The sequence below is a fragment of the Pseudobutyrivibrio sp. JW11 genome (assembly GCF_900115355.1).
In the GTDB taxonomy this organism is placed as follows: domain Bacteria; phylum Bacillota; class Clostridia; order Lachnospirales; family Lachnospiraceae; genus Pseudobutyrivibrio; species Pseudobutyrivibrio ruminis.
In genome coordinates this window covers 75,899-98,320 of the sequence record NZ_FOWB01000009.1, presented here as the reverse complement: position 1 = coordinate 98,320, position 22,422 = coordinate 75,899, and the positions used below count along the sequence as shown (strand labels likewise).

At 41.1% G+C, this 22,422-nt stretch carries 19 protein-coding genes and 1 tRNA gene; 2 read left to right on the top strand and 18 right to left on the bottom strand.

What is annotated here, in order from left to right:
- Positions 1 to 48: 48 nt before the first annotated feature.
- From ligA to BM102_RS09415, 4 genes are all read right to left on the bottom strand, one after another.
- Positions 49 to 2,052 carry an NAD-dependent DNA ligase LigA gene (gene ligA, locus BM102_RS09430; RefSeq protein ID WP_090481378.1) on the bottom strand — a complete coding sequence of 668 codons (2,004 nt, stop codon included), beginning with the start codon at positions 2,050 to 2,052 and terminating at the stop codon, positions 49 to 51.
- A gap of 17 nt (positions 2,053 to 2,069) precedes the next feature.
- A complete protein-coding gene (locus tag BM102_RS09425) occupies positions 2,070 to 2,792 on the bottom strand; it encodes a pseudouridine synthase (protein WP_330388608.1) in 723 nt (240 codons plus the stop codon).
- A 75-nt stretch (positions 2,793 to 2,867) separates the two neighbouring features.
- Positions 2,868 to 4,133 carry an SH3 domain-containing protein gene (locus BM102_RS09420; RefSeq protein WP_090481374.1) on the bottom strand — a complete coding sequence of 422 codons (1,266 nt, stop codon included), beginning with the start codon at positions 4,131 to 4,133 and terminating at the stop codon, positions 2,868 to 2,870.
- A gap of 35 nt (positions 4,134 to 4,168) precedes the next feature.
- Positions 4,169 to 4,242: transfer RNA gene (locus tag BM102_RS09415), tRNA-Arg, on the bottom strand.
- A gap of 128 nt (positions 4,243 to 4,370) precedes the next feature.
- Between BM102_RS09415 and BM102_RS09410 the strand changes: the two genes are divergently transcribed.
- Both BM102_RS09410 and BM102_RS09405 read left to right on the top strand, forming a co-directional pair.
- Positions 4,371 to 5,225 (top strand): shikimate dehydrogenase, encoded by an 855-nt coding sequence (locus BM102_RS09410; protein ID WP_090481371.1) that lies wholly within the window; start codon positions 4,371 to 4,373, stop codon positions 5,223 to 5,225.
- Between the two features lie 24 nt (positions 5,226 to 5,249).
- A complete protein-coding gene (locus BM102_RS09405; RefSeq protein ID WP_090481368.1) occupies positions 5,250 to 6,281 on the top strand; it encodes a 3-deoxy-7-phosphoheptulonate synthase in 1,032 nt (343 codons plus the stop codon).
- 43 nt (positions 6,282 to 6,324) lie between these two features.
- Here BM102_RS09405 and BM102_RS09400 read toward each other — a convergent pair whose 3' ends face one another.
- From BM102_RS09400 to BM102_RS14345, 14 genes are all read right to left on the bottom strand, one after another.
- Entirely contained in the window at positions 6,325 to 8,469 is a 2,145-nt protein-coding gene (locus BM102_RS09400) for a bZIP transcription factor (RefSeq protein ID WP_090481365.1), read from the bottom strand.
- A gap of 39 nt (positions 8,470 to 8,508) precedes the next feature.
- Positions 8,509 to 9,198: a hypothetical protein gene (locus tag BM102_RS09395; protein ID WP_090481363.1), complete on the bottom strand. Its 690-nt coding sequence runs from the start codon at positions 9,196 to 9,198 to the stop codon at positions 8,509 to 8,511.
- Positions 9,199 to 9,544: 346 nt separating this feature from the next.
- Positions 9,545 to 10,600 (bottom strand): hypothetical protein, encoded by a 1,056-nt coding sequence (locus tag BM102_RS09390; protein WP_090481360.1) that lies wholly within the window; start codon positions 10,598 to 10,600, stop codon positions 9,545 to 9,547.
- Positions 10,601 to 10,657: 57 nt separating this feature from the next.
- Complete coding sequence (locus BM102_RS09385) at positions 10,658 to 11,197, bottom strand: NUDIX hydrolase (RefSeq protein ID WP_090481356.1); 540 nt, start codon at positions 11,195 to 11,197, stop codon at positions 10,658 to 10,660.
- Positions 11,198 to 11,221: 24 nt separating this feature from the next.
- A complete protein-coding gene (locus tag BM102_RS09380; RefSeq protein WP_090481353.1) occupies positions 11,222 to 11,947 on the bottom strand; it encodes a hypothetical protein in 726 nt (241 codons plus the stop codon).
- A gap of 3 nt (positions 11,948 to 11,950) precedes the next feature.
- Positions 11,951 to 12,757, bottom strand: a complete 807-nt coding sequence (locus BM102_RS09375; protein ID WP_143085482.1) for a hypothetical protein — start codon at positions 12,755 to 12,757, stop codon at positions 11,951 to 11,953.
- A gap of 130 nt (positions 12,758 to 12,887) precedes the next feature.
- Positions 12,888 to 14,426 carry a ribonuclease Y gene (gene rny / locus BM102_RS09370; RefSeq protein ID WP_044937730.1) on the bottom strand — a complete coding sequence of 513 codons (1,539 nt, stop codon included), beginning with the start codon at positions 14,424 to 14,426 and terminating at the stop codon, positions 12,888 to 12,890.
- Positions 14,427 to 14,586: 160 nt separating this feature from the next.
- Complete coding sequence (locus BM102_RS09365; protein ID WP_090481347.1) at positions 14,587 to 15,180, bottom strand: regulatory protein RecX; 594 nt, start codon at positions 15,178 to 15,180, stop codon at positions 14,587 to 14,589.
- A gap of 2 nt (positions 15,181 to 15,182) precedes the next feature.
- Positions 15,183 to 16,241: a recombinase RecA gene (gene recA / locus BM102_RS09360; RefSeq protein ID WP_044937726.1), complete on the bottom strand. Its 1,059-nt coding sequence runs from the start codon at positions 16,239 to 16,241 to the stop codon at positions 15,183 to 15,185.
- A gap of 168 nt (positions 16,242 to 16,409) precedes the next feature.
- On the bottom strand, positions 16,410 to 17,468 hold the full coding sequence (locus tag BM102_RS09355; protein WP_090481343.1) for an acyltransferase family protein: 1,059 nt from the start codon (positions 17,466 to 17,468) through the stop codon (positions 16,410 to 16,412).
- Entirely contained in the window at positions 17,468 to 19,057 is a 1,590-nt protein-coding gene (locus tag BM102_RS09350) for a peptide chain release factor 3 (protein ID WP_090481340.1), read from the bottom strand. Before BM102_RS09350 ends, BM102_RS09355 begins: the two co-directional genes overlap by 1 nt.
- 100 nt (positions 19,058 to 19,157) lie before the next feature.
- A complete protein-coding gene (gene rpsU / locus BM102_RS09345; RefSeq protein ID WP_028236498.1) occupies positions 19,158 to 19,331 on the bottom strand; it encodes a 30S ribosomal protein S21 in 174 nt (57 codons plus the stop codon).
- Between the two features lie 252 nt (positions 19,332 to 19,583).
- On the bottom strand, positions 19,584 to 22,235 hold the full coding sequence (gene alaS, locus BM102_RS09340; RefSeq protein WP_330388606.1) for an alanine--tRNA ligase: 2,652 nt from the start codon (positions 22,233 to 22,235) through the stop codon (positions 19,584 to 19,586).
- Positions 22,236 to 22,254: 19 nt separating this feature from the next.
- Positions 22,255 to 22,416 (bottom strand): hypothetical protein, encoded by a 162-nt coding sequence (locus tag BM102_RS14345; protein WP_177175544.1) that lies wholly within the window; start codon positions 22,414 to 22,416, stop codon positions 22,255 to 22,257.
- Positions 22,417 to 22,422: the final 6 nt, after the last annotated feature.

Genomic DNA, 22,422 nt, shown 5'->3' with positions numbered 1-22,422 from the left:
ACATTATAATATCCATATGTGTTTAATTTATAGAAAAATGGTTACCATTTAACTATTTAACATGGAAAGTAATTCTTCCTCACTTATAACATTTACCCCCAAAGCATTGGCTTTATCAAGCTTGCTGCCTGCAGCCTCGCCTGCCAATACATAATTAGTCTTTTTAGAAACAGAACCGGAGCACTTACCGCCGTTGAGCTCGATAAGCTCCTGAGCTTCTTTTCTACCCATAGTAGGCAAAGTACCGGTGATAACAAATGTAAGTCCTGCAAACTTATCACTTGCACCTTCCTTTTCCTCTTCTACCATGTTTACGCCAGCTGCCTTCAGACGATTGATAATATCGATATTCACCTCGTCGTGAAGATAATCATAGATTGAATTGGCGCTAATTTCGCCGATATCGTTGACCTGGATAAGCTCCTCTACAGTAAGGCTCATAATCTTTTCAATGTCCTTAAACTGGGAAAGAAGAGCCTTTGCAGCTGCCTTTCCAACATTAGGAATACCAAAGCCTGTAAACAATCTGTAGGCATCATTTTGCTTTGCAGCCTCAATCGCTCCAAGAAGCTTGTCTGTGTTCTTTTCCTTGCCGATGATTCCCTTTTCAATAAGCTCATCTCTCTTGTCCTTGAGAGCAAATACATCCGCAATATCCTTTATATATTCCTGGCTCACAAGGTCCTCAATATAAACCTCGCCGAAGCCCTTAATATCCATTGCATCCCTTGATACGAAATTGATAATGTGACGAACCAACTGAGCTGGACAGCTTGGGTTCAGGCACTTCATATCTGCTGTGTCCGCGTCTCTGGAAACTGGGCCACCGCATACAGGGCAAACATTAGGAATCTTGTAAGTAACTGTGCCATCTGGACGCTTAGAATGAACCACTTCTTTAATCTTTGGAATGATGTCACCAGATTTGTAAACTACTATCGTATCTCCGATACCAATATCCAAATCATCGATAAAATCCTGATTGTGAAGTGTAGCACGGCTAACTGTAGTACCGCATAAACGAATTGGCTCAAAGATAGCTGTAGGATTAACACGGCCTGTTCTACCAACAGAAAGCTCCACATCAAGAAGCTTTGTTTCCTTTTCCTCTGGTGGGTACTTGTAGGCGATGTGGCCGTTAGTGTATTTAGCGCTGGTAGAGAAATCGTTGCGGTATGAAACCTGATCAATCTTTACAACTGCGCCATCAATATCGAATGGGAACTGTCCTCTCAAATCACCGATTTCATCGATAACTGCAAGAACCTCCTCAGCTGTTTCGCACTTCTTGTGGAATACAGTGGCAACCCCAGCCTTTTCAAGCATATCCATGCCGTCGCAGTGACTCTTTGTAAGCTCCTCTGGGCCCTGCTGTACGTTAAATACAAACATCTTTAATCCACGTTCCTTGGTGATGTTTGCATCCAGCTGACGAAGTGTACCGGCAGCCAGGTTACGTGGGTTGGCTGCAAGCTTGCCGCCGTTAAGCTCCTGAGTCTCATTGTATCTGTCGAAATCCTCGTGTGACATATACACCTCACCGCGAAGCTGAAGGCTATCGTATGGCAAATCAAGGTACTGATTTACATCTGGAATAACTAACGCATTTGCGGTAACATCCTCGCCGATAAGTCCATCACCACGAGTCTCTCCCATCTTAAGCTTTAGCTTGCCCTTTGAATCCTTTTCATAGCGAAGAGTCATGCTAAGACCATCGATTTTGGCCTCAACACTAAACTTAGCATCAGGATGAACAGCCTTTACCTTTGCTATCCAGGCAGTAACATCAGCCTTGTCAAACACATCTTCGATAGAAAGCATTGGCACATCGTGAGTAACCTTTACGCCTGCCTCACGCATGGCAACGCCACCAATCTTCTGAGAAGGTGAATCAGGTGTCACCCATTCAGGATGCTCTGCTTCTGCCGCCTTCAGCTTTTGCATCAGCTGATCGTACTCATAGTCGCTGATTTCCGGCTCATTTTGATTGTAGTATCTATCCATGTGATAATCGATTTCGTCGATTAGCTTCTTGTATTCATTTAATTCCATTATTCTACCCCTTTTACCTAGTTTCTTGAGCCCTCAAGCATTTTGTTGAGCGCTTTTAGCTCAGCTTCTGTAACATCCCTGTAGGTATCCTCCTGCAGGTCCTTAAGCTCAATATTCATAATGCGCACTCGTTTCAGGCTGTGAACCCTGTAGCCAAGCATCTGACACATTCGACGAATCTGTCGATTCAACCCCTGAGTCAGAATGATTTTAAATGTCCTTTTGGAAAGCTTTTCAACCTGACACTTTCTTGTGGTTACTTCCAGCTCATCCAAATATACGCCAGCAGACATTTTCTTAATAAAATCGCTGTCTATATCTTTATCAACAGTGACAATATATTCCTTTTCGTGAGCATTTGCAGCACGCATGATTTTGTTAACCAAATCACCCTGATTTGTAAGAAGAATCAGGCCATTGCTATCCTTATCCAAACGACCAATAGGATAAATGCGCTCTGGATAATTGATATGGTCGATGATATTGTTCTTTTCGCGCTTTTCCGCCGTGCAAACAATCCCAACAGGCTTGTTGTATGCGATAAGCACCGGCTTTTTATCTGCATTTGAAACAGGCTTGCCATCGAAAAGAACCTCATCCGCTGAGCTTATTCGCATGCCCATTTCTGCTGGCTTGCCATTTACCAGAACTCGGCCTTCCTCTATAGCCTTGTCTGCCGCTCGCCTGCTACAAACTCCGGCATCGCTTAAATATTTATTTAATCTAATACTCTCTTCCAAGTATGCCTCCATAATACAATGGAGACCAATAAAACTTGGTCTCCATTAAAATTAATCATTAATCGTTAATCTAAATTACTCCTGTAAAAGGTCTGTTCTGATGTAGCCTTCTTTCTTGCCGTACTTAACCTTTGTCCAGCCCTCGGCATAGCTCATAACTACCTCTACCTCTTCGCCTGCATAAGCAACTGCAACCTTTGATGCAGATGAATCCATTGCTGAACGAATATTTACTGTAGATGTAAGTGTAATCTTATCACCAGCTGTAAGTGCTGCAGCTGTTGTAGTTGTCTCTTCCTCTTCTGTGTCTTCTGTAGTCTCTTCCTCAGTGTCACCTACATTAACTGCATCCTTTGTAATGTATGCCTTTGTTCCGTTGTAATCAAACTTGTAGAAGTCTCCCTCTTCACCGTAGATAGTGATTTCAGTGCCACTTTCAAGAGAACCAAGCTTGTCGCTGCTAGCATCTGCTGCTGAGCGAACATTTGCCTTTGCATTTGTAGTGCCTGTGTAAGAATTTGCTTCCTCCTCGGCATCTGCTGCTGCCTGTGCCTCAGCCTCTGCAGCTGCTGCCGCTTCTTCCTCAGCCTTTGCAGCTTCCTCAGCTGCTGCCTCTACCTGAGCAGTGTAATCTGTGTTCCACTGGATGATAGCTGCTGGCAATGTGTCTGACATAAGTGCTGAAAGGTTTGCATCACTTTCAAGTGCTGACTCGTATGCCTCGTCAACCTCTGCCTTTAAATCAAGCAAATCCTGCTGACGAATGTAAACTGCGATAAGATCAGAGATTTCTGTATCCATCTCGTAGATGTTGTTGTTCTGGTTGAATGAACCGTAAATGTTGTTGATGTAAAGCTTTCCGTCTTCGTTTGTTTCAACATAGAAGAAATCGAGCCCAGGAGCTGCTGTATCGATATCGTTGTACTTGAGCTCAACCTGTGTAGTAACAAGATAAGAATTATCTGTGAGGCCTGGCTTTGTAAGTATCTGAACATCATTGAAGCTCTCGATGTACTGGCTGTAGAAAGCAATGTAGCTGATTTCCTGATCACTAATAGGTGTTGCAAGAGTGGCGATTGTGTCTGTGTCTCCCTCTGCATAAGCTGTGTAGTAGTTATTGATAAGAGTAGTCAGCTCTGAATTGTTATTCTTTTTGAAGCTCTTGTAAACTCCTGATGTGGACTTACTATCGCCACCGCTGTTGCTTGTTCCAAGGAAAAGAACCAGCGCCATCACGATGAAAATTCCACCTGCTAAAAAGTATCTTTTATAATTAATAATAAAATCCTTTGAAATCTCGATTATATTTTTAAGTTTTGTTTTTAAATCTTGTAAGTTCATGTGCCCTCCATGCTGCAAATAGTTTGCCGAACAACTGTAGACGGCCGGATTCGAACCGGCGGTCTTCGGAGTCGGAGTCCGATGCGTTATCCAGCTACGCTACGCCTACGTATTTACTTGCCGATTTATTTTAACACAACTTACAAACTAAATACACCTTTCGTCAAAAATTTATGTACTTTAGTTAATAAAAGTGATAAAGTATATGAAAAATCTTACACAAGGAGGTAACTGTATATGAATCCTACAGGTTCAACTAATTTAATTTGTTTACTCGGCAGTCCAGTTTCACACAGCATCTCACCGGCGATGCATAATACAGCCTTTGATGCTTTAGGGCTTGATTTTTCATATATGGCCTTTGATGTAAGTAAGGAAGATTTGCCTACAGCTGTTGAGGGTTTGAAAAAAATCAACTGCTGTAACTTCAATCTGACAATGCCTTTAAAAACCGCTATCATCCCACTTCTGGATGAAATCGATGAAGCAGCCGAGCTTGCTCAATCAGTAAACACCTGCGTTTGTCAGGATGGCAAATTGGTGGGCTACACTACAGACGGCATAGGCTTTCTTCAATCTATGAAAGACTGCGGAATCAAATACACTGGTACTACTATCACTATTCTCGGTGCTGGTGGCGCCGCATCTTCTATCATCACACAGGCTGCCATTGAAGGCGTTGAAAAAATTAATATCTTCAAAAGAAGGAACGGATCCTTCCAGAAGGTTGTAGATTTTGCAGACCGACTTACAAAATCTACCAACTGCGATCTTTTTGTTTACGACATGGAAGACATGGATATTCTGAATTTTTCTCTTCAAGAAAGTGATATCCTTATTAATAGTACAAATGTTGGTATGGGCGATGACGACCGTTCCCTTGTTCCAAAGGAGTTTTTACATCCTGGTCTTACAGTTTGCGATGTTATTTATCATCCTGCTGAAACCAGACTTTTAAAGGATGCAAAAGCCTGCGGCTGCAAGACAATGAACGGCAAATACATGCTTCTATATCAAGGGGCTGCTGCCTTTAAGCTTTGGACTGGCAAGGATATGCCAATCGACTTAATTAAAGAGACATGTTTTGACTAAAATCAATAGAAGTGAGGGAATATAATGAGTTTCAATTATCTTAAGAAAATGCCTACTCCAGAGGAAATCAAGGAGATGCTTCCTGTTCCACCAAAGGTTCAGGAAATCAAGAAGCAGCGTGACAAAGAAGTGGCCGACATCATCACTGGAAAAGACGACCGTTTTCTTTGCATAATTGGTCCATGCTCTGCTGATAACGAGGACGCAGTTTGCGAATACATCGAAAAGCTTGCACGAGTTGCTGAGAATATAAAAGACAGAGTTTTGGTAGTTCCTAGAATCTACACCAACAAGCCACGTACCACCGGCAGTGGCTACAAGGGAATCGCTTCCCAGCCAGATCCAAACGAAGCTCCTGATATGGTGGCCGGCCTTATCGCCATGAGAAAGATGCACATCCGTGCCATGACAGAATCAGAGCTTACTCCCGCAGATGAGATGCTCTACCCTGAAAACTGGGGATACGTTGATGATCTTCTTTCCTACGTAGCAATCGGCGCCCGCTCAGTTGAGGACCAACATCATCGTCTCACTGTTTCAGGCTTCGACGTAGCATCAGGTATGAAGAATCCTACATCTGGCGATTTCTCTGTAATGCTCAATTCCGTATATGCGGCTCAGCATCCACATCACTTCACATTCTCAGGATACGAAGTGACCACCACAGGAAATCCACTAGCTCACACCATCCTCCGCGGTGCCGTATCAAAGCACGGCAACAGCGTGCAGAACTACCACTACGAAGACCTAATCAGACTTCACAACATGTACGAGAAAATGGATCTTGTTAATCCTGCTTGCATCATCGATGCCAACCACTCAAACTCAAACAAGCAGTACAAAGAGCAGATTCGTATCGTGAAGGAAGTAATGCACAATCGAAATCATTCAGAAGATATCAAGAATCTTGTTAAAGGTGTCATGATAGAAAGCTACCTTATCGAAGGATGCCAGCCTATCTCCGACCATCAGACCTACGGCCAGTCCATCACAGACCCATGCCTTGGTTGGGAAGACACACGTCATCTTCTTTATACAATCGCAGAACGAAACTAAAATAAAAAATCTCAAGTCAGATTAAATCCGACTTGAGTTTTCTTTATTGAATCTCTTGTTTATCCAGTCTGTTGTATATATAACTGATTCCGAAGCAAAGGAATCCGCAAATCAAAAATCCCACTGCTCTAAGCAGCAAATCCTCATAGTTCACATCAATCAACACAAGCTTCACAATGCTTGCAATTGAAAGCACCAGACCGTACAGTCTCATGGACTTGTACTTCATCCTGAATCCCAGGATAATCGATGCCAGCGCTATCACAAGGAATGCCACGCTTAGCATGATGCCGTATGATTCATATGCAAGCAAGAACATCAGGCATACATAGGTATACTTGAAAGCAACGTATGCTCCTGCCCATGAATATTTTTCCAGCAAATTCTTTACATTGATTGATATGAGCGCAGCAATCAATAGTCCGTAAAGAATTGCAAATGGCGATTTTGTAAATATCATCATTTCGGTTGTATATAATAAAACCAGGAAGACATTAACAATATAGAACATGATATTGCAAGTCTTTTCATATGACACTTTAATAGCAGCAAATTTCTTTTTGTAAGCAAATATCTGCAGTGCTGCCATGATAATACAGAACAATTCAAATGATCCAGAAATTCTATGGATTTCATTAATTAAATGAACTGTATATGCAATCATTCCTATAATCCACAAGTAAAACACATTGTCATAGACCACATTGACATGCTCTTCTTTCTCGGTAATTCTCTCTGCTACTGCAAACGCAAGCATTGTAACAACCAATATCAGTCCAAATATCGAATTATCAAAATCAGCTGTAATAATCAATATAATCATTGTTAGGCTGTAGAATCTGGCAACCAAATTGCGCTTGAATCTTGAATATACACATGCTCCTATCTCTATCAATACTGCAAGAATTCCACCTGCAATTGCTAAGTATTTCTGGTCGGCAACCACGATATTAAAGTTTGCAATAAAGATGAATAATGCAAAAATAATTTCCGCTGTGTATGCAGCAATCTTTGCAGCTTCAAGCTTAACGAATCTTTCAACAACAAAGAAATCGATAAGTGCAATTGTAAGTATTAGCAAATCTCCTATTCTCTCTGATTCCAGATTTCCAATATATCCATTTAATGAATAAATCAGCAAAAATTCCATTGGGAATAGTGTTAGGATTGTTTGAATTACAAAGGTAATGGTATGCTTTTCGTTTTCCAAAAATAAAATCTGCACCAGTGATGAATACATGATTACCACAAGTGTGAAGACTAATATTATTATGTCCACTGGATTTACTTCATTGCCACCAAATCCATAGACACCTGCCAGGTATTTGATTGTAACTAACGTAAATGCGATAATCGTTCCACACCATGTAGAGAATGAACTCCAGTAATTCTTTACCAATAGGTCATTTATAAAGAATGACACTTCCGCAAGAACAAGCATCACTAGAACTACCAGGCATTCATCCAAGGTATGCATTTGAATAGCACTAAATACAGCAGCTACAAATATTCCTGTCTGGCCGATTATGGTAAATACGAATGACTTCTTTCTGCCTAGAAAACACAACGCTGCCGCCCATAATACAAGTAGCACATATAGTGCAATGATGTTGATTGCTTCAAAGTAACCATAGGTCACAAACAGCGAAACGAAAACAGCACCTGTTCCACATCCTGTCAGTGATGTATTCCACTTATTTATGCCCTTCTTTTTAGCATTCAGCTCTCCCGCCACTATAAAGGCTCCGCTGAAAATAAACATTGCCGCGATTTTTACAGCATCTCCCAGCACTGGAATAATCCAAACAGCAAACATAACTATGGCTATGAAAATAAGCAGCGATGCGCCAATGGCCATGCCATATTTTCCAATAAATGACTCCATGCTCTGCTTGCTGACCTGTGTCCTTGCCTGCTGTGGCTGATAGTACTGCTGTGCTGGCTGTGGGGCCGGCTGTGGCTGATAGTACTGCTGTGTTGGCTGTGGCGCTGGCTGCACTGGTGGAATGTACTGATTGTAGTACTGGCCCGGGTGGCTGTCCCGCATGATTGGCTGAGGCTGGGGCTGCGGCCTAACTATGGCTTCTACTGCAGGCTTTACAGTTACAGCACTCTTCAGCTCCTTCACTTCAGCTTCAAGCTTCTGGACTCTGTCCTCCAGCTCCTGAATTCTTTGTAAATCTTCCATTTTGCTCCCTCTTTATATATTTAAATTGTTTTTTGGTTTTTATTCATTTTGCATCTTAATCTCAATCGGTTCACCCTCTGCACCATATCCTGACCTGAAATATGTCAAACCTTTTCCCTTGGTCCATTCATATTCAGAATAAAATCCGCTTTCGGTTAATGTATTACTTAATAAGCACGTACATGTATCACCATCATTTGTAATTCTTGTTAACTGACCATCTACGTTTTGTTCCATATCTTGTGAACAGATAATATATCCACTTTCAATAAAATCCTCTTCAGTTGGCGTATCTGTTCTATCAAACAACACATAGATACTCTCTTCTGTTACATAAAAAGTACCAATATTAAATCTATCGCTTGTTCCCCAATAATATCTGCCTGGACAGTCATCATACTCAATATTTACTGCGTATACATTTCCATTGTCATATTCATCTAATTTCTTAACTTCAACTGAAACCTCGGAAACATCCTCATCTAAGAATTCTATAACTTTATATGTGTACTCATTATCCTCATCTGCATAAAAATAATCCTTAAATGACTTTGTAGCATTATCCTCTACAACTTCTTCCTGAACGTCTTCTTGCTGATTATTTTCTGTTACTACGTTCTCTTTAAAATTATTATCTTCTGCCTCTTTATGAACACTCTCTGGTTTTCCACAGGAGGTTAACATTATTATGCTTATCAAAGATACTATTATTGTTTTATTTCTCATCATTTTACAAACTCCACAGTCTATTTGTGCCCCAATTACAACACTTTATTGCCATACTAAACAATTATAGTAGATACTTAAAATTATTTCACCATTTTTTAACCTATATTCAAGATGTCATCCATACAAAGTGTATAGGCATTTTATTCTTGCATTTAATTATCTGATATAGTAATATTTTTTCAGACAATGGTGTCAGAATAGAGTCCCTAAGCGGGGATTCTATTTTGGCACCATTTTTTCATATTCTGATTTGCTTGCCCACTTCAGAAATGAAAATGGCGTATACCTATTTGCTTGCCCACTTAGGTATGCGCCAGTTTTTTATATAAGCATCTCCCCTAAGAAGCTATCCTACTGCTTTCACATATGCTTTATAATAAAGCTTTCTTACACTTACAGGCATGGCTTTGCTGTTAATTGGCAGCAGCTCTACCAAGCTATCAAACTCATAGCCACCCATCATGCCCATCACCTTGTCATTAATATTTTCTGAATCGATAACTTGTCTAAACTTATCGCTGTATTCACCTATAGCTGCATAAACTGCAAATGAATTTATAAGCTTACCAACGACAGAATGAGCAAGTACGCCTTCAATTGACGCAGCCTCTTCAATTCTGATCCACTTCAATCTAAAGACATAAAGCTTATCCTTATAGCTAACAATGTAACTAGTCTTTAGACGAGCCAGCGTTCCTATTGCGCCAAAGAACATAAGAAGCCCTGTCCAAAAGAATACAACCATCAAAAACAGCATAAAGTAGAACATGCCATTGTATGTTGAGCCAGCAAAGCTAGTGTATTTAACTCCAAACACCACTGTTCCAACCATCAACGTTAATCCAGCAATAATCCTAAGATAATACCAAAGATACATTTTACTTGTAGAAATCAGCTCCATCTTATCGCTGTAGTGACGAGCCACATAATTTGTAAACTCCGGCTTCTTGCCACGCTCAGCATTCTTCTTTTCGTTTTCTACTTCCTTGCGAAGATTTTCCTGATACTTAGCAGCTCGCTCCTGGGCAAGAATTGCTCTTTTCTCACGATTCTTAGCATCGATTTCTGCTTGCTTTTCCGCTGCTTTTTTCTCCCTGGCTTCTCTAATATCTGCAATCTTTTCTGATTTTTCAAGATTTCTTTCAATATCAATTTCATTAGGAAGTAGCTTATGACGAAGCTTGACTGCACTCCATATTGTAATCAATCCAATAATGGATATGATGCCATAAATGCCTATCGTAAATGCGAAGTAATTGTTATTCCAAAGCCCCCATTTTAGATATAAATAAGTCAGCACAGTATTGTAAGCTCCGAATAAAAAAATTCCCACGCCAAGCAATCCTACTAAAAATATAAAAACTCGGTGAACTCCAGCTTTATTCTCATCTCTTTCATACATATTGTTTCTCCCATATTAAAACTTAAGGAAGCAAAAGCGCTTCCTTAAAGAAGATATCTAGTTCATTTTTGCTGCGTAGGCCATGATAGCAGCAACAGTCTTGGCATCCTGGAGCTTACCTGAATAGCACATAACAAGAAGGTCTTCCAAGTCATAAAGCTCGATATCAATATCTTCTGCTTCATCCAAATGTTGCTCTCCGATTTCTTTCAAATCTGTAGCCAAATAAACATCAATAAATTCGTCGCAGAATGCTACTGTAGATTTAAGTGATAAGAGCTTTTCAAGCTTTCCCGCTCTGAATCCTGTCTCCTCCTCAAGCTCTCTGGCTGCGCAAATGCTGGTATCTTCATTTACTGAATCACGCTTTCCAGCTGGCACCTCAAGTGTAAATCTATCAAGTGCGTTTCTGTACTGGCGCACCATGATGATTTTGCCGCTAGGATGAACAGCCAATACGCAAGCTGCCCCCATTCTGTGGCTGACAAAATCCCACTTTTCTTCCTTTCCATTAGGAAGCCTAACAGTATCCTCGTAAATATCAAGGATTGCTCCCTTATGTACTAGCTCTCTCTTTACTCTTTCAATTTTCTCCATAATCATTCTCCTTATATTCTAATATTAATCATATTCTTCAAACATTGTATGTGGCTCACCATCTTCTGATTCAACATAGCCACAAATAAAGCCATTTAAACGTATTGAAATAAAATCTGCTGTTCCAAATTCCTCTATCATACTCATGTAAATATCGGAATTACTATAATTCCCATATTCTACAAATCCATCGGCAGGATAAATCGTAATATCCTTTGTACCGTCATATATGTTTTGAGGCAACAATGTGCAGCTTACTTCGTATTGGATGTCAGCGTTCAATCCGCCACATTCTTGCAGGCAAGCCTTTACTGTATCCTCATCAGAATTAGGCCCCTGCTCAGGTATTTGCAATAAGATTGTGCAGAAATCATCCATATTAATGGCATAATCCGCAAAAGGGCTATAGACTACATGGCAATCTTCAAAATAATTATCTGCCACCGCCTGCACTTCCTTTGCCAATTCCTTGCCGCTTGCATAAGTTTTGTAATTATCACTAGTTACAATACCAATCCAGTTTTCTTTATAAGATATTAGATTTCCATCATCCAAACGTAAATATTCTTTTCTGCGATTTTGTCCTGCATCTTCTGTATGCTCACCATATCTGATTTGAAAATATGCTCTTGCACACAACACCCTGTATGGTGGTGCCACTTTTAATATAATAAATTGGATTGCTACGATGCATATACAGACACATACTACTATTAATAATATATTCTTTAATCTATTTGCTATTTTCATTTATTATTCAACCAAAAATCCTTTGTACATATAAATGTCATCATCGTATCCCATTATTCCTTGGACTGTTATCTCCTGTCCCAGCAGTGAATATAGGGAATCGTCGCTTCCGCTGTATCGGTTACCTTGGACAGTCACATACACACCTGGGGATTGCTTAAAGCTATCCAAATCCGGATATACTCTATATTCCTCTTCCACCAAAAGCAAAATTCCTGTGGTCTTGTATACAGGCCGATTAACAGGCTGCCCTATCATCTCTTGTAACTCTTTTACAGATTTATAACCATACTTAGAAGGATATTGGTCATCTTTACCTTTCTTAGCTCTATATGAACTAGATGTCACCCATACATCTGTATAATGATTTTCTAAATCATATGAATACTCAACTGTTCCAATTCCATGAACATAATCACCAACTTCTAATTCGTCGTAAAGTTCATCGTCTATCCTGACTACAATCTCATTTGAAGAATCCATATTTGAATCACTTATGACTATATAGTAACGAGGAAAATATTCCTCTTGCTCATCATATTTATCTTTGACGCATCCCTGATAACAGATGTCATCAGTAGGACTTGCGCCATTAGCATAATAATAAATTGACCCTACAGATGCCTCAACTACTTTTCCTCTATTGGCTTCCACATCAAAATCCATATCGTAATCAGGCGGCATCAAATCCTTTACATAGCCCGACGTGCCATGCTGAGGATTAGTGTATTTCATACTAAAATAATATGCTCCCGAAGTCATCAAGACACATAATAAAAGCAAAATCGCACATTTCAATCTAGTACTCATTCATATTCTCCCTGTTGCTTTTCATTATGGTAGTATTCTAATACTTTGTATTGATTAAATCAACCCCTAATTTAATATTTTCCTAAAAATGGGTTCAAAAAAAGCGGGTGGATATCCACCCGCTAAGTTTTTACTTTGCGTAGTCTGTAACTCGTGATTCACGAATTACGTTAACCTTAATCTGTCCAGGATATTCGAGCTGTGATTCAATCTGCTTTGAAATATCCCTCGCCATGATGACCATATCGGCATCTGTAACCTGTTCAGGAACCACCATGATACGAATCTCTCTACCTGCTTGAATAGCAAAAGACTTTTCAACACCCTTAAAGCTGTTAGAAATTTCTTCAAGTTCTTTTAATCTGTTTGTGTATGTCTCCATAGCCTCGCGTCTTGCACCTGGACGAGCTGCACTAATTGTATCAGCTGCCTGTACAATACAAGCTATAAGAGTTTCTGGCTCTACATCGCCATGATGTGCCTCAACAGCATTGATAACTGTCTGAGACTCTTTGTACTTGCGGCAAAGATCTGCGCCGAGCTGTACGTGAGTACCCTCCTGCTCTCTATCTACTGCCTTTCCAATATCATGCAACAAACCTGCACGCTTTGCTACTCTAACATCAAGACCAAGCTCTGCAGCAAGTAATCCTGATAACTGAGCAACCTCAATTGAATGCTTTAATACATTCTGACCGTAGCTGGTTCTAAATTTCATCTTTCCAAGAAGTCTAAGAAGCTCTGGGTGAATACCCTGAACACCAACCTCAAGTGCAGCTGCATCGCCTTCCTCGCGGATTTGCTGTTCTACTTCTTTCTTAGCCTTTTCTACTGTCTCCTCAATTCTAGCTGGATGAATACGTCCGTCTACAATGAGCTTCTCCAAAGCAATACGTGCAATCTCACGTCTTACTGGATCAAATGCAGATAAGATAACTGCTTCTGGTGTATCATCAATAATTAATTCTACGCCAGTCATAGTTTCAAGAGTACGAATGTTACGACCCTCTCTACCAATGATTCTTCCCTTCATCTCATCATTAGGAAGCTGTACTACTGAAATAGTAGTCTCTGCAACATGATCTGCTGAGCACTTCTGAATAGCACTAACTACTATCTCACGTGCCTTTTTATCAGCCTCATCCTTTGCCTGAGCTAAGCTTTCCTTAATAAGTTTTGCTGCGTCTAATTTGACATCTTCTTCTACAGATTTTAAAAGTTGTTCTTTTGCTTGTTCGGAGGTAAGTCCTGAGATTCTCTCTAGTTCCTGCACACGCTGCTGATTAAGCTTTGCAACTTCCTCACGCTGCTTGTTAAGCTGTTGTTCCTGACGAGCGAATTCAGCCTCACGTTTTTCAACTGCATCGAGCTTTTTATCAAGGTTATCTTCTTTCTGAGATAATCTGTGCTCACTTCTCTGAATTTCTGCTCGGCGCTCACGGATTTCTTTGTCGAGATCGTTCTTCTGTCTCATGGCATCTTCCTTCGCCTCGAGCATAGCCTCTCTCTTTTTAGCCTCCGCATTCTTAACTGCCTCATCAATGATTTCACGAGCCTTCTCCTCTGCAGAACCAATCTTGTTTCTGCCCTGTGTCTCATGAATCTTGTTTGAAACAGCAAGAGTGATAACAACTGCAACAACGGCAACGACAAGTGCAACAATAATCATCGTTACTGCGTTCACAGGAGCACCTCCTTATTTAATTTTCTAATTGGAATATAAAATAAAAGCTATAATGCCCTCATTTATAAACATCAACACATTTAGTTTAACTGTATAAATGGTCTATGTCAAGCATGTGTATACCATATATAGTGGAGCCTAAGGTCTATTTTAGTACCCTGTTGATAGCATCTGACGAGAAACCTCTGCCCATTAAAAAGCGATAGATTTTGGCTCTGTCTTCGTAGGTGGCATTTTCCTTATCGTAATGCTTTTTCTCAAGGATACGCTCTATAAGAGCTGACTCATCCCCGGTGTACTCCTCTTCCAAAACTCTGTCGATAACATCGCTAGAAATGCCCTTGCCAATTAAGTCCTGCTTGAGCCTTTGTTTGCTACGGGAATCCTGATAGAAACGAATGTGGCTAGCTGCCATCCTGGCGTCGTCCAAATAGCCGTATTCATTGATGTAGTCGATAGCGATGTCAATTACATCCGAAGAGTATCCACCTTCACGAAGCTTATCCCTAAGATTTTTCTCGGAACGGTCCTGCTTTTCCAGCAGGTGAAGGGCACGCTTCTTGCAACGAGGAATGATGATTTCGGTAATGATTTCCTGGTATTTATCCTCCGGTAAATCCGCCCCTTCTTCGATACCGTAGCTTTCGTATTCTTTTTTATATAGAACAAAATCTGCCCCGCCAGCGAGACAGATTTTTGCTCTTCCCTTTGTTAATTTAACAAGAGATAATACTTCCATGATTATTCAATAACCTCTGTAGGAATATCAGATTCTTTTTCACCACCAACAAGGCCAACTTCGCTCTCGTCAGTTTCTGCATAGTGCTCGCGGATTGCCTCTGCAATCTCCTCGCGAACCTCTGGATTCTGCTTTAAGTACATCTTGGCATTCTCACGGCCCTGGCCAATCTTTTCGCCAAGGTATGCATACCAAGCACCAGACTTCTGAATGATGTCGAGGTTTGTACCAACATCAAGGATATCACCCTCGCGAGAGATTCCCTCGCCAAACATGATATCGAACTCTGCCTCACGGAATGGAGGTGCTACCTTGTTCTTAACGATTTTGGCACGTGTTCTGTTTCCGATTACCTCGCCGTTCTGCTTTAATGCTTCGATACGACGTACATCAATACGAACTGATGCATAGAACTTAAGAGCACGACCACCAGTAGTAGTCTCTGGGTTACCGAACATAACACCAACCTTTTCACGAAGCTGGTTGATAAAGATAACTACACAGTTTGTCTTTGCAACAATACCTGTGAGCTTTCTCATAGCCTGTGACATAAGACGTGCGTGAAGACCTACGTGAGAATCACCCATATCTCCGTCGATTTCTGCCTTTGGTACAAGGGCTGCAACTGAATCCACAACGATAATGTCCATAGCTCCTGAACGAACCATAGTCTCTGTGATTTCAAGTGCCTGCTCACCGTTATCAGGCTGTGAAATATATAAATCATCGATGTTTACACCGATTGCTTTTGCGTATTTAGGATCGAGAGCATGCTCTGCATCGATGAAGCCTGCGATACCACCCTGCTTCTGAACCTCAGCAACTGCGTGAAGTGCAAGTGTAGTCTTACCAGATGATTCTGGACCGTAGATTTCGATGATACGTCCCTTAGGGAAACCACCCTGTCCAAGTGCAATATCAAGGCTGACTGAGCCAGTAGGAACTGTTTCTACCTGGATGTTAGCTCCCTCACCCAGCTTCATAACTGAGCCCTTTCCATATTGCTTTTCTATCTGCGAAATCGCAGCATCTAATGCTTTAAGCTTATCTTCGTTTGCCATTTTATAAAACCTCCGTTCGGAACAACTGTTCGTTTCTTTAATATAATAATAGTGAACCTGTTTATAAATGTCAACAAAAAATGGGATAAAAAAATTCGAAAAAAATAAAAGACAGTGACATAAGTCACTGCCCAATAATATACACGGTATGAAAAACATCGTCAAGCTTTATTTTAGCCTCAAACAAGGCTTTTCGATGCAATGCCAGCTTATCCAAGCCAGCGGTATAACGATTAGTAATGTGTACAACATATTTAAATAAGGATCCATAGACATGGTGTGGTAAATTTCTGTAGGTGTGCCGATGCACTCCACTAATGTCTGCTGGATTGGGAACGCCATAATGTATATTCCGTAGGACAAATCTCCTACTTTATCGTACCATGTGGCCACAAAACGCTTTTGGAATGCAAGATAAAAAATAATGTAAGATCCAAAAATGCAAAATGTGATAATGAAATCTGCAAATAAAATTCCAAGAACAAGCCCTGCAATAGCAACCAGTGCTATCTTCCAGGAAATCTTGATATAATCCCCGAACAGGTAATAGCACATTCCCATTGCAAAGAACATACCAAGCTTAGAAAAATTCAGCATGAAGCTTGCTGTAAGTGGACCGATGTCCCCAGGGCTGTTGTATGTGTAAAGAATATAGATGCCACCTAAAGCCACAACCATAAGTATTCCAGATGCCTTGAATCGCTTCCATAGAGGCGAAATGACGGCCACAATGACATACCACATTACTTCGTACATCAAAGTCCATAAAGAGCCGTTTAAGCTGTGATTATAGTGGTAATTGTACACGCCTGGCAAAGTGGTGGTGTCATGAATAAAGAAAATATTCTTTAGGAAACCAAGAATATCACCCTGCATATACTGCTCAAAGCTATATTCCGATAGAATTGGGCCCAGCACAAACGCCATAATCATCACAACCACAAAAAGCAGTGGCCAAATACGAAGAAAACGAGCCTTGAAATACTTCACTACGCTCTTCGTTCTGTCGAAACTTCTGCAAATTAAAAAGCCACTAATGATGAAAAAAATGTACACCGCAATTCCACCAGCCAAAGCCTTGTGGTTGGTAAGTGTGTAAAACACATCCTTTGACTGATCAGCAATGCAAATCGCAAAGGCATGCATATACACAACCATAAGACTGGCAATAAGTCGAATTATGTTAAGGTTATTTTTTCTATCAATAGCAGCTTCGTTTATAGTCATTAATTTGTACCGAATTCAGATAAAACTAATCCTTCGTTTCTATCCTGAACCATTCCAACAGACCAAGAATTTACAAATAAAAGAAGTGGTCTATCCTTTAAGTCCTTGATTTTCTTCATATCAGATGTACCAGAAATCTTATCTAAATCGTAGTCTCCTTCAATCCATCTTATATGCTCATAAGGTAAGTTTTCAAGAGCAATCTCAACGTTGTATTCGTTGTTCAATCTATATTTTAATACATCAAACTGAAGAACACCAACAACACCTACGATGATTTCCTCCATACCTGTATTAAACTCCTGGAAAATCTGGATTGCACCTTCCTGGGCAATCTGTGTGATTCCCTTCATGAACTGCTTACGCTTCATTGTATCAATCTGACGTACGCGGGCAAAATGCTCTGGAGCGAATGTTGGGATACCCTCGAACTTAAATGGCTTTTTAGCAGATGTGAATGTATCACCAATGCTGTAAAGACCTGGATCGAATACACCAATAATATCGCCAGCATAAGCCTTATCTACGATTTTACGCTCATCAGCCATCATCTGCTGAGGTGCTGAAAGCTTAGCCTTTCTACCACCCTGAACATGTAAATATTCCTTTGTGGCGTCGAATGTACCTGAGCAAACACGAAGGAATGCTACTCTATCACGATGAGCCTTATTCATATTAGCCTGAATCTTAAATACGAAAGCTGAGAAATCCTCAGAGAATGGGCTAATCTCGCCAGCATCACTCTTTCTAGGAAGTGGGCTGTATGTCATCTTAAGGAAGTGCTCAAGGAAAGTCTCAACACCAAAGTTTGTAAGAGCAGATCCAAAGAATACTGGTGAAAGCTCACCCTTTGTAACAAGCTCCTGATCAAACTCAGCACCAGCTCCATCGATAAGCTCAAGCTCTTCCATAAGCTGATCGTATTTTTCCTGTCCGATTTCATCCTTGAGAGCAGGATCATCGATAGAAAGAATACGCTCCTCACCCTGCTTTGTACCCTTTTGTGTGTCAGAGAACATACGCACAGTGCGCTCATTTCTATCATATACACCCTTGAATCCCTTACCTGAGCCGATTGGCCAGTTAACAGGAACTGTGGCGATTCCAAGCTCATTTTCGATATCGTCAAGAAGCTCGAAAGTATCGTTTGCATCACGGTCCATCTTGTTGATGAACGTGAAAATAGGGATATGTCTCATAACACAAACCTTGAAAAGCTTTCTAGTCTGTGCCTCAACACCCTTTGATGCATCGATAACCATGACTGCAGAATCAGCAGCCATAAGTGTTCTATATGTATCCTCGGAGAAATCCTGGTGTCCAGGTGTATCGAGGATATTTATGCAATAGCCATCGTACTCGAACTGCAAAACAGAAGAAGTAACGGAAATACCTCTCTCCTTCTCGATTTCCATCCAGTCAGATACTGCATGTCTTGCTGTAGCTTTTCCCTTTACTGAACCAGCTAAATTGATTTGTCCTCCATATAGAAGGAATTTTTCTGTAAGGGTAGTCTTACCTGCATCGGGATGGGAAATAATTGCAAAAGTACGACGTCTCTTAATCTCTTCTTCAACTGAACGTGCCATATAACCTCCAAAATAATATACTTTACGTAAACCGAAAAATAGCCTGTACCCAAAACTGGTACAGGCCATGATTTCATAAATTCTTAAACATAAATTTTAATTAAAATTTACGCTTTCTAGCAGCCTCAGACTTCTTCTTACGCTTTACTGAAGGCTTCTCATAGTGCTCACGCTTACGAATCTCCTGCTGGATACCAGCCTTAGCACAGTTTCTCTTAAATCTACGAAGAGCGCTGTCTAATGATTCGTTTTCTTTAACTGTAACATATGACATAGTCTATTCCTAACCTCCCTCCATCTGGGGACTTGTACTTAATACTCTAAAGCACTAACAAGCATTTTAGCATAAATCAAGTATTTGTCAACTATATTTTTATATTATTGCGTCTACCTACTCTTACATGCTCCCGGAGGCCACCTTCCATATTTCGCTAGGCAACCTCCCCCTTCGGGGTTCCTTCCTATCTCATATGGAGCCTTCCTCCTCGCGCTTGCCTAGATTTTGAAGACGCAATTTATACAACTCTTAGACCATACTTGCTAATACGGTTTTGGCTTCGGCAAGGGCATCTGGGATGCCTGCTGGATTCTTTCCACCAGCCTGAGCCATGTTTGGACGACCACCGCCGCCACCGCCAACCTTAGGTGCAATGGCCTTTACAAGGTTACCAGCGTGTGCACCCTTTGACTGAGCTTCATCTGTAGCCATAACAACAAGGTTTACCTTGCCATCGCAATCAGATGCAAGAACGATAACGCCCTCGCCAAGCTTTGTCTTAAGGTCGTCGCCAAGGTCACGAAGTCCGTTCATATCTACTCCAGCAACTGAAGTAGCAAGAAGCTTAACTCCATTAACCTCTTCAACTGAATCCATAACATCACCAACAGCAGCCTGTGCAGCCTTTGCCTTCATAGACTCAAGCTCTGAGTTTGCCTCCTTGAGCTGCTTCTGAAGATGTGCAATCTTTTCCTCAACATCTGCTGGCTGACACTTGAGAGCAGCAGCTGCAGCATTAAGCTTAGCTTCGATATCTGCATAGTATTCGAATACAGCAGCACCTGTGATAGCCTCGATACGACGTGTACCTGAAGCAACACCTGACTCTGAAAGAATCTTGAATGCTGAGATTTCTGATGTATTTGCAACGTGTGTACCACCGCAAAGCTCTGTAGAGAAATCTCCCATCTTTACTACGCGTACTTCGTCGCCATATTTCTCACCAAAGAGAGCCATAGCACCGCTCTTCTTAGCTTCGTCAATTGACATGATAGCTGTTGTAACCTCAAGGCCTTCAGCAATCTTGTCATTTACCATCTTTTCAACCTTTGCAATTTCCTCATCTGTCATTGCTGAGAAGTGAGAGAAATCGAAACGTGTTCTGTCAGCATCCTGGTAAGAACCCTTCTGCTCTACGTGTGTACCAAGTACCTCACGAAGTGCCTTCTGAAGAAGGTGAGTAGCTGAGTGGTTCTTGCAGATACGAGCACGGCGAGCATCGTCTACCTTGAGAGTAACCTTATCGCCAACCTTGATCATACCAGAAACCATCTGACCTACGTGGCCGATCTTGCCACCCTTAAGCTTGATAGTATCCTTTACTTCAAACTCACCGTTTGGTGTAGAGATGATACCTGTATCACCAATCTGACCACCCATTGTAGCGTAGAATGGTGTCTCAGGAACGATAATTGTTCCAACTGTTCCTTCTGCGATAGTATCAACGATTTCTGTCTCTGTTGTAAGAACAGTAACTGTTGATTCTGATGTAGTCTTGTCGTAGCCTACAAACTCAGAAGTAACATTTAAATCGATATCATCGTAAACAGATGCGTCAGCACCCATGTAGTTTGTCTCTTTACGAGCAGCACGAGCCTTCTGTCTCTGCTCTTCCATGCAAGCTTCGAATCCAGCAGCATCGTAGCTGAATCCCTTTTCCTCAAGGATTTCTGCTGTAAGATCTACAGGGAATCCGTAAGTATCGTAAAGCTTGAATGTATCCTCTCCTGAAAGCTCCTTTGAACCAGAAGCAACAAGCTTCTCTTCCATACCAGCAAGGATTTCAAGACCCTTGTCGATAGTTTTATTGAACTGGTCTTCCTCAGCTGTAAGAGTCTTGAAGATGTACTCTCTCTTCTCCCAAAGCTCTGGATAACCATCCTTACATTCATTGATAACTGTCTCTGCAAGCTTAGCCATGAATGTGCCCTGGATTCCAAGTGCACGACCATGCTTTGCTGCACGACGGATAAGACGACGAAGTACGTATCCTCTACCCTCGTTTGAAGGTGTAACACCATCAGATACAAGGAATGTAGATGAACGGATATGATCTGTGATAAGACGGATTGAAACATCGTCAAGAGCATCTACCTGATACTTCTTTCCTGACATCTCGCAGATCTTGTCACGGATTGCCTTCATAGTGTCGATATCGAAAACAGAATCAACATCCTGCATAACTACAGCAAGTCTCTCAAGACCCATACCTGTATCGATGTTCTTCTGCTCCAATTCTTCGTAGCCGCCATGGCCATCGCCATTAAACTGAGTAAATACGTTATTCCATACCTCCATGTAGCGGTCGCAATCGCAACCAACCTTACAATCTGGCTTGCCGCATCCGTATTTTTCTCCACGATCATAGTAAATCTCTGAGCAAGGACCGCAAGGGCCAGCACCATGCTCCCAGAAATTGTCGCATTCGCCTGTCTCTGGATCACGATAGAAACGAGTGATGCGTTCTGGAGCTACACCGATTTCCTTTGTCCAGATTTCGAAGGCTTCTTCATCCTCTCCGTAGATAGAAGGATAAAGTCTGTCTTTGTCTAGTTCGAGAACCTCTGTAAGGAATTCCCATGACCAGGCAATTGCCTCATGCTTGAAATAATCACCAAATGAGAAATTACCAAGCATCTCAAAAAAAGTAAGATGGCGAGCCGTCTTACCTACATTGTCAATGTCTCCTGTTCTAACACATTTCTGACATGTTGTAACGCGTCTACGAGGTGGAATCTCCTGTCCAGTAAAGTATGGCTTAAGTGGTGCCATACCAGCATTGATAAGCAATAAGCTGTTATCATTATGTGGTACAAGAGAAAAACTATTGAGGCAAAGGTGACCCTTGCTCTCAAAAAACTCCAAGTAGGCGCGTCGTAAATCATTAACACCGGTATTCAAAACAATAGTCCTCCAAATATTATTCTTCGGAAGAAGCCTCTGTTACTTGCTCAGAAACACCCTTCTTCCTGTCGCTAGACTGGCGGAGCTTAATTCCAATAAAACCGCCACAAACACCTATAGCAACTAGTATGATCATTTTAATCAGATAACTTGCAAAACTAGATAAAAATGCAGACATAGCAAT

What these genes read in the sequence shown, in the direction of transcription:
- BM102_RS09380 (WP_090481353.1), bottom strand. Translation starts at nt 11,947, where the DNA reads ATGAAAATAGCAAATAGATTAAAGAATATATTATTAATAGTAGTATGT.
- BM102_RS09400 (WP_090481365.1), bottom strand. Translation starts at nt 8,469, where the DNA reads ATGGAAGATTTACAAAGAATTCAGGAGCTGGAGGACAGAGTCCAGAAG.
- BM102_RS09410 (WP_090481371.1), top strand. Translation starts at nt 4,371, where the DNA reads ATGAATCCTACAGGTTCAACTAATTTAATTTGTTTACTCGGCAGTCCA.
- BM102_RS09420 (WP_090481374.1), bottom strand. Translation starts at nt 4,133, where the DNA reads ATGAACTTACAAGATTTAAAAACAAAACTTAAAAATATAATCGAGATT.
- BM102_RS09395 (WP_090481363.1), bottom strand. Translation starts at nt 9,198, where the DNA reads ATGATGAGAAATAAAACAATAATAGTATCTTTGATAAGCATAATAATG.
- BM102_RS14345 (WP_177175544.1), bottom strand. Translation starts at nt 22,416, where the DNA reads ATGTCTGCATTTTTATCTAGTTTTGCAAGTTATCTGATTAAAATGATC.
- recA (WP_044937726.1), bottom strand. Translation starts at nt 16,241, where the DNA reads ATGGCAAACGAAGATAAGCTTAAAGCATTAGATGCTGCGATTTCGCAG.
- ligA (WP_090481378.1), bottom strand. Translation starts at nt 2,052, where the DNA reads ATGGAATTAAATGAATACAAGAAGCTAATCGACGAAATCGATTATCAC.
- BM102_RS09355 (WP_090481343.1), bottom strand. Translation starts at nt 17,468, where the DNA reads ATGACTATAAACGAAGCTGCTATTGATAGAAAAAATAACCTTAACATA.
- BM102_RS09365 (WP_090481347.1), bottom strand. Translation starts at nt 15,180, where the DNA reads ATGGAAGTATTATCTCTTGTTAAATTAACAAAGGGAAGAGCAAAAATC.
- BM102_RS09350 (WP_090481340.1), bottom strand. Translation starts at nt 19,057, where the DNA reads ATGGCACGTTCAGTTGAAGAAGAGATTAAGAGACGTCGTACTTTTGCA.
- rpsU (WP_028236498.1), bottom strand. Translation starts at nt 19,331, where the DNA reads ATGTCATATGTTACAGTTAAAGAAAACGAATCATTAGACAGCGCTCTT.
- BM102_RS09405 (WP_090481368.1), top strand. Translation starts at nt 5,250, where the DNA reads ATGAGTTTCAATTATCTTAAGAAAATGCCTACTCCAGAGGAAATCAAG.
- rny (WP_044937730.1), bottom strand. Translation starts at nt 14,426, where the DNA reads ATGATTATTGTTGCACTTGTCGTTGCCGTTGTTGCAGTTGTTATCACT.
- BM102_RS09375 (WP_143085482.1), bottom strand. Translation starts at nt 12,757, where the DNA reads ATGAGTACTAGATTGAAATGTGCGATTTTGCTTTTATTATGTGTCTTG.
- BM102_RS09385 (WP_090481356.1), bottom strand. Translation starts at nt 11,197, where the DNA reads ATGGAGAAAATTGAAAGAGTAAAGAGAGAGCTAGTACATAAGGGAGCA.
- BM102_RS09390 (WP_090481360.1), bottom strand. Translation starts at nt 10,600, where the DNA reads ATGTATGAAAGAGATGAGAATAAAGCTGGAGTTCACCGAGTTTTTATA.